Annotated in this window: 6 protein-coding genes; all 6 read left to right on the plus strand. The window is 61.4% G+C overall.

Going from position 1 to position 5366, the window contains the following annotated elements; genetic code table 11:
* The first annotated feature begins 165 nt into the window (after positions 1-165).
* Complete coding sequence (locus tag WBB85_RS16075; RefSeq protein WP_432639609.1) at positions 166-696, plus strand: acyl-CoA thioesterase; 531 nt, start codon at positions 166-168, stop codon at positions 694-696.
* A gap of 86 nt (positions 697-782) precedes the next feature.
* Positions 783-2147 carry an MFS transporter gene (locus WBB85_RS16080; protein WP_432639610.1) on the plus strand — a complete coding sequence of 455 codons (1365 nt, stop codon included), beginning with the start codon at positions 783-785 and terminating at the stop codon, positions 2145-2147.
* The gene (mepA, locus tag WBB85_RS16085; RefSeq protein WP_432639611.1) at positions 2144-3043 is read left to right on the plus strand and encodes a penicillin-insensitive murein endopeptidase; all 900 of its coding nucleotides are present in this window, start codon (positions 2144-2146) and stop codon (positions 3041-3043) included. Before WBB85_RS16080 ends, mepA begins: the two co-directional genes overlap by 4 nt.
* Complete coding sequence (locus WBB85_RS16090; protein ID WP_432639612.1) at positions 3016-3906, plus strand: esterase-like activity of phytase family protein; 891 nt, start codon at positions 3016-3018, stop codon at positions 3904-3906. The genes mepA and WBB85_RS16090 overlap by 28 nt, the downstream gene beginning before the upstream one ends.
* 88 nt (positions 3907-3994) lie before the next feature.
* Positions 3995-4621, plus strand: coding sequence for a queuosine precursor transporter (locus WBB85_RS16095; protein WP_432639613.1), 627 nt, complete (start codon positions 3995-3997; stop codon positions 4619-4621).
* A gap of 600 nt (positions 4622-5221) precedes the next feature.
* Positions 5222-5366: peptide chain release factor-like protein (locus tag WBB85_RS16100; protein WP_432639614.1), on the plus strand; the 145-nt coding region annotated here is incomplete at its 3' end.

Below are 5366 nucleotides of genomic sequence, written 5' to 3' on the forward strand. Positions count from 1 at the left end.
GCATCAGGATCTGGAACAGCGACTGCATCAGGTTCTCCGGCAATTCAGGTCGCGATCAGAGGTAAGTGGTAAGGGCTGCGCGCGCAACCATCTTACGCAACGTTGCCGGTTGACGACGGGGCAGGACTGCGGCACCCGGGCGTCATCGCCCGTCAGGAGGTGCCGATGTATCCCTTCATCCGCATGATCAAGGAAATCGCGATCAGCAGCCGTCAGGCACCGCTTGGCCTGACCGAGGCGCACCGGTCGCATCATATGTGCTGGCCCTGGGATCTGGATCTGTGGGTTGAGTTGAACAATGGCCGGACGCTGACAATCTTTGATCTGGGGCGCATCCCGTTGGCGATCCGCACCGGGCTGGCCCGGGTTCTGCGACAAAAGCGCTGGGCGATCACGGTTGCGGGCAATTCGGTGCGCTATCGCCGCCGGGTGCGGATGTTCGACCGATTGGAGATGGTCAGCCGCTGCATCGGCTGGGATGATCGCTTTATCTACATGGAACAAAGCATGTGGCGCGGGGCGGAATGCACCAGCCACATGTTGCTGCGCTCGGCCGTGACCTCATCCAACGGGATCGTCCCGCCGTCAGAACTGCTGGCAGCCCTTGACCAGCAAGCCGAAAGCCCGGCCTTGCCCGACTGGGTTCTGGCCTGGATTGAGGCCGATGCCAAACGGCCCTGGCCGCCGGTGACGTAGCGGCGCAGCGCCACACCGGTTGCACCTGCTTGCGCGCCGTCCCCTTTTCGGGCTTGATCGCCCGCAACTGAAAGAGGGGCGCGTGAATGTCGGTATCGGCGAAGAAACGGATCTGGGGCTGGTGGTTCTTTGACTGGGCCAGCCAGCCTTACAACACGCTGCTTCTGACCTTCATCTTCGGCCCCTATTTCGCCGAACTGGCCCGCGACTATTATCAGGCCAATGGCCTTGAAGTGGAAGCATCGAAAGCCGCATCGCAGGCCTATTGGACGGCGACCCAGACTGTCACCGGCATTATCATCGCCATTCTTGCCCCGGTTCTGGGTGTCGTCGCCGACGGCCGTGGGCGCAAGATGCCGTGGATCTGGGTCTTTTCGGTCATGTACGTGGTCGGGGCGTTCCTGCTCTGGTGGGCGATCCCCGGTATGCCGACCCTGTTCTGGGCGGCCTTCTGGTTCGCCTTCGGCTTCATCGGAATGGAAATGGCCACCAATTTCACCAATGCGCTGATGCCGTCGCTTGCCAGCCATGAGGATATGGGCAAGGTCTCGGGCACCGGTTTTGCCTTTGGCTATTTCGGCGGTGTCATCGCATTGTTCGTCTTCCTGCTGTTTTTCGCGGAAAACGCCGAGACGGGTAAGACGCTGATCGGCATTTCGCCGGTCTTCGGGCTCGATCCGGAAACGCGCGAAGGCACCCGGTCGGTGGGGCCCTTCACCGCGCTCTGGTACGTCGTTTTCATGGTGCCTTTCTTCCTTTGGGTGAAGGAACCCGCAGTGCAGGGCGGCAAGAAGGTGGGCGCGGCACTGGCCGGGCTGGGCCGGGCCATCGTCGCGCTGAAGCAGCGCCCGAGCCTTCTGGTCTTCCTGATCGCCTCGATGTTCTACCGAGATGCGCTGAACGCGACCTATGCTTTGGGCGGGGCCTTTGCCTCGAACGTCATGGGCTGGACCGTGATCCAGAGCGGCACATTCGGCATTATCGCCGCCATTGCCGCGACCATCGCCTCATGGGCGGGTGGCAAGCTTGACAGCTCGGTCGGGCCGAAACCGGTGATCATGATGTCTGTCGTTGTGCTGACACTGACCATCATCGTGATGATGAACCTGACGCCGGACACGCTGTTCGGCGTGAAGCTGCCTGACGGATCGCCCTTGCCAGACATCGTCTTTTATGGTTGCGGCGTGGTCATTGGCGCCTGCGGCGGCATCGCGCAGGCGGCCAGCCGGACGCTTATGGTGTTCCATACCAGCGAGCATGACGCGGCGGGCGATTTCGGGTTCTACGGCCTTTCGGGCAAGGCGACGGCCTTTCTTGCTCCGGCCCTGATCACCTGGGCGACGCTGGAGATGGGCAACGCCCGTCTGGGAATCGCGCCGCTTGTAGGCTTGTTCCTGATCGGATTTTTGTTGATGATATGGGTTAAACCCAGAGGAGAACGCCCGGCATGAAAATTGGTGGTTTTCTGATTTGCATGATGTTGCTGGCGCCGTTTGCTGCTGGCGCAGAGCCGCTCGCGAACCAGTTGTTCGGCGCGAAGCGGTCCGCATCGGCGCAGAAAGCGCATGCCATCGGAACCTATGCCAAGGGTTGTGGTGCGGGCTTTGTGCAGCTTCCCGAATCCGGGCCGACCTGGCAGGCGATGCGGCTGTCACGGAACCGCAACTGGGGTCATCCGGAACTGGTGCAATACCTCGTCGACCTGTCCGCCCATGCCCGCAAACTGGGCTGGGCCGGGCTTTATGTCGGCGATATGAGCCAGCCGCGCGGCGGTCCGATGACCAGCGGCCATTCCAGCCATCAGATCGGGCTTGATGCCGATATCTGGATGCTGCCGCCGAAACGCCTGAACCTGAGCCGGGGTGAGCGCGAGAAGATCAGTTCGATCTCTGTCCGCACCAACGATCAGACCCGCGTCAATGGCAATTGGACCCCGACGCATCATGCGCTGATGAAGGCGGCCGCTTCCGATCCGCGCGTTGACCGCATCTTTGTTGCGGCGGCGGTCAAGATCGCGATGTGCAAGACGGCGAAACGGTCGGACAAGGCGTGGCTTCAGAAAATCCGCCCGCTTTACGGCCACAACACGCATTTCCATGTGCGGCTGAAATGCCCGAAAGGGTCGGGCCTGTGCCAGACGCAGACACCGACGGTGTCTGAACTGTCCAAAGGCGGTGAGGGCTGCGATGCGACGCTGAACTGGTGGGTGACCGAGTATCTGGACCAGCTCAGGAACCCGCCGAAACCATCGAAAAAGACCAAGAAGGCGCCACCCAAGAAGGGCGCGCGCCAATTCACGATGGCGGATCTGCCACAGCAATGCTCCTCTGTTCTCGCCTCCAACTGATCGCGGCCTGCGCGCTGGTTCTGGCGGGCGGGGCCTCGGCCCTGCCGCGTGCCATCCAAGTCGGAACCTATGTCTGGACTGGCGAAGACCCGCATTTCGGTGGGTTCTCGGGCTTCGATCTGGACGCAGACGGGCTTGGCTTCGTGACCATATCGGATTCTGCGGCAATCTATGCTGGCCGGTTGTCACGTGATGAAATGGGCGTGGTGACCGGTGTCGCGAGCGGTGACCCCATCGTGCCACCATCGCATCATGGAACCCCCGTCGCCCACCCGATGGATGATGCGGAGGGGCTGGCGATCAGGCCGGACGGCACTCTTTTCGTTTCATACGAGACCCATAACCGGATTGCGGAGTACCGGGATGGCGGCAAAACCTGGGTGAAGGAGTTCTGGCCCACAGTGTTCCGGCTTCTTCCGCTGAACAAGGGGATCGAGGCGCTGGCGATTGCCGGGGATGGCGCGCTTTACGCGTTGCCGGAGGCGTTTGGCAGGATCGGTGACCCAATCCCGGTTTTCCGGTTGCGCGACGGCGCGCTTAAGACCCCGTTCACCTTGCGCCGCGATGGCGGCTGGCAGCCGGTGGGGGCGGATTTCGGGCCGGATGGGCGGCTTTACGTGCTGGAACGCGACTTCTGGCCCTTCATCGGCTTCATGAGCCGGGCGCGGCGGATCACGCTGGCGGGGGACACGGTCAGCGCCGATGAGATCCTGTTCGAGACCAGCGCAGGTGTGCATGATAATCTGGAAGGCATCGCCGTCTGGCAGGACGAAAGTGGTGCGATCCGGCTGACGATGATTTCGGATGATAACTTTCTGCCGGTCCAGCGGACCGAGATCGTGGATTACCGCATCGTCGAATGACTTGACCGGTAAGGCGCGAGGGCTTACACGCCGCCCGTTCCCATGATGGGACCAAGTCTCCGCGACCTTGTAAAAAACGGACAGATACATGACCCGCAAGCTTCTTCCCGGCATTCTTGCCATGGCCGCCATTGTCGTGGCCGCGAATATCCTCGTTCAATATGTGATCGACGACTGGTTCCTGACCTGGGGCGCCTTCACCTATCCGTTCACCTTCCTCGTGACCGACGTCATGAACCGCGTCTATGGCCCCGCCGCCGCGCGGCGTGTGGTTCTGGCCGGTTTCGTCGTCGGCGTGATCTGTTCGCTGATCGGCACCCAGATCATCGGTGAATTCGGCCCGCTCGTGACCTTGCGCATCGCGCTCGGCTCTGGGCTTGCCTTCCTAGTCGCGCAGCTTCTGGACGTTTCGATCTTCGACCGGATGCGCGAAGGTGCCTGGTGGCGTGCGCCCTTGGTGTCGACCCTTGTCGGATCGGCTGTCGATACCGCAATTTTCTTCACCATCGCCTTTTCCGCGGCGCTGATCTTCCTCGAACCCGCCAATGACGTTTCCTGGGCAACCGAGATGATCCCGCTTCTGGGCAAGGGCCCGGTCGTGCCGCTCTGGGTGTCCCTGGCGACGGCGGACTGGATCGTGAAACTGTCACTCGCTTTGGTCGCGCTTTTGCCGTTTCGAGCAATTGTTACAAGAATGACGGCAAAAGTTGCGTAAAAACATTTGACAGACACAAAATCTGTGGCAGCCTGTGGATAACGGCAACGCAGAGAAAGGAGGTGATCCAGTGTCTAGAGTGATATTGGAGAGAAGTGTCGGGACAGTCAGGGGGGCGTTGACCCGAGGGTAACATCTTGGGCTTTGAACCTTGACTGGGCCTTGTCGATCTTCGACACCCTAACTGGCCCATCTCCGTAGATCTCGGAGGGCCGTTCCAACCCGGAGCGGCCCTTTCCGTTTTCTGGCGATTGCCGCAAGCGCAGGCGGGGCAAAGATTCAGCCTGAGTTTTGGGTTGAGCCCATAGCGGACATTGCCCCATTCGCAACGCAAGCCGGGCGGGTGCCTGCCCCGTGGGGTGGCGCAGCGACCGTTCTTCGGCGTGGTTTATGGTGGCAAAGCTCCTCTGACCTCATGCGATGCGCGGGGCCGCCAAAGCGCCAGCCCGCCGGGACGGGCAGGCGCTCGCCCGGCGCCTTCGGCTTGTTCCCGGGCGGGTGGCACTTCGGTTTAACGGTAGCAACGTCCCGATGGCCGAATTTAAATCTGAGACACCGGCGGAAGTGGACTTGGCTTTCGTGTCGAACTACACCAATTCCATGCTGCGCATCTCTGACGATATCACCCTTGCCGACTGGGAGCTGACCGAGAGCTTTTCCCGGTCCTCGGGTCCGGGTGGACAGAACGTCAACAAGGTCGAAACGGCGGTGGAACTGAGGTTCGAGGCCGAGCGTAGCCCCAATC

Origin of the sequence: Albidovulum sp. (assembly GCF_049646345.1) — a bacterium.
In the GTDB taxonomy this organism is placed as follows: Bacteria; Pseudomonadota; Alphaproteobacteria; order Rhodobacterales; family Rhodobacteraceae; genus Albidovulum.

Excerpts from the sequence above, each read along its gene's own strand:
- WBB85_RS16075 (WP_432639609.1), top strand. The coding sequence starts at position 166 with ATGTATCCCTTCATCCGCATGATCAAGGAAATCGCGATCAGCAGCCGT.
- WBB85_RS16080 (WP_432639610.1), top strand. The coding sequence starts at position 783 with ATGTCGGTATCGGCGAAGAAACGGATCTGGGGCTGGTGGTTCTTTGAC.
- mepA (WP_432639611.1), top strand. The coding sequence starts at position 2,144 with ATGAAAATTGGTGGTTTTCTGATTTGCATGATGTTGCTGGCGCCGTTT.
- WBB85_RS16090 (WP_432639612.1), top strand. The coding sequence starts at position 3,016 with ATGCTCCTCTGTTCTCGCCTCCAACTGATCGCGGCCTGCGCGCTGGTT.
- WBB85_RS16095 (WP_432639613.1), top strand. The coding sequence starts at position 3,995 with ATGACCCGCAAGCTTCTTCCCGGCATTCTTGCCATGGCCGCCATTGTC.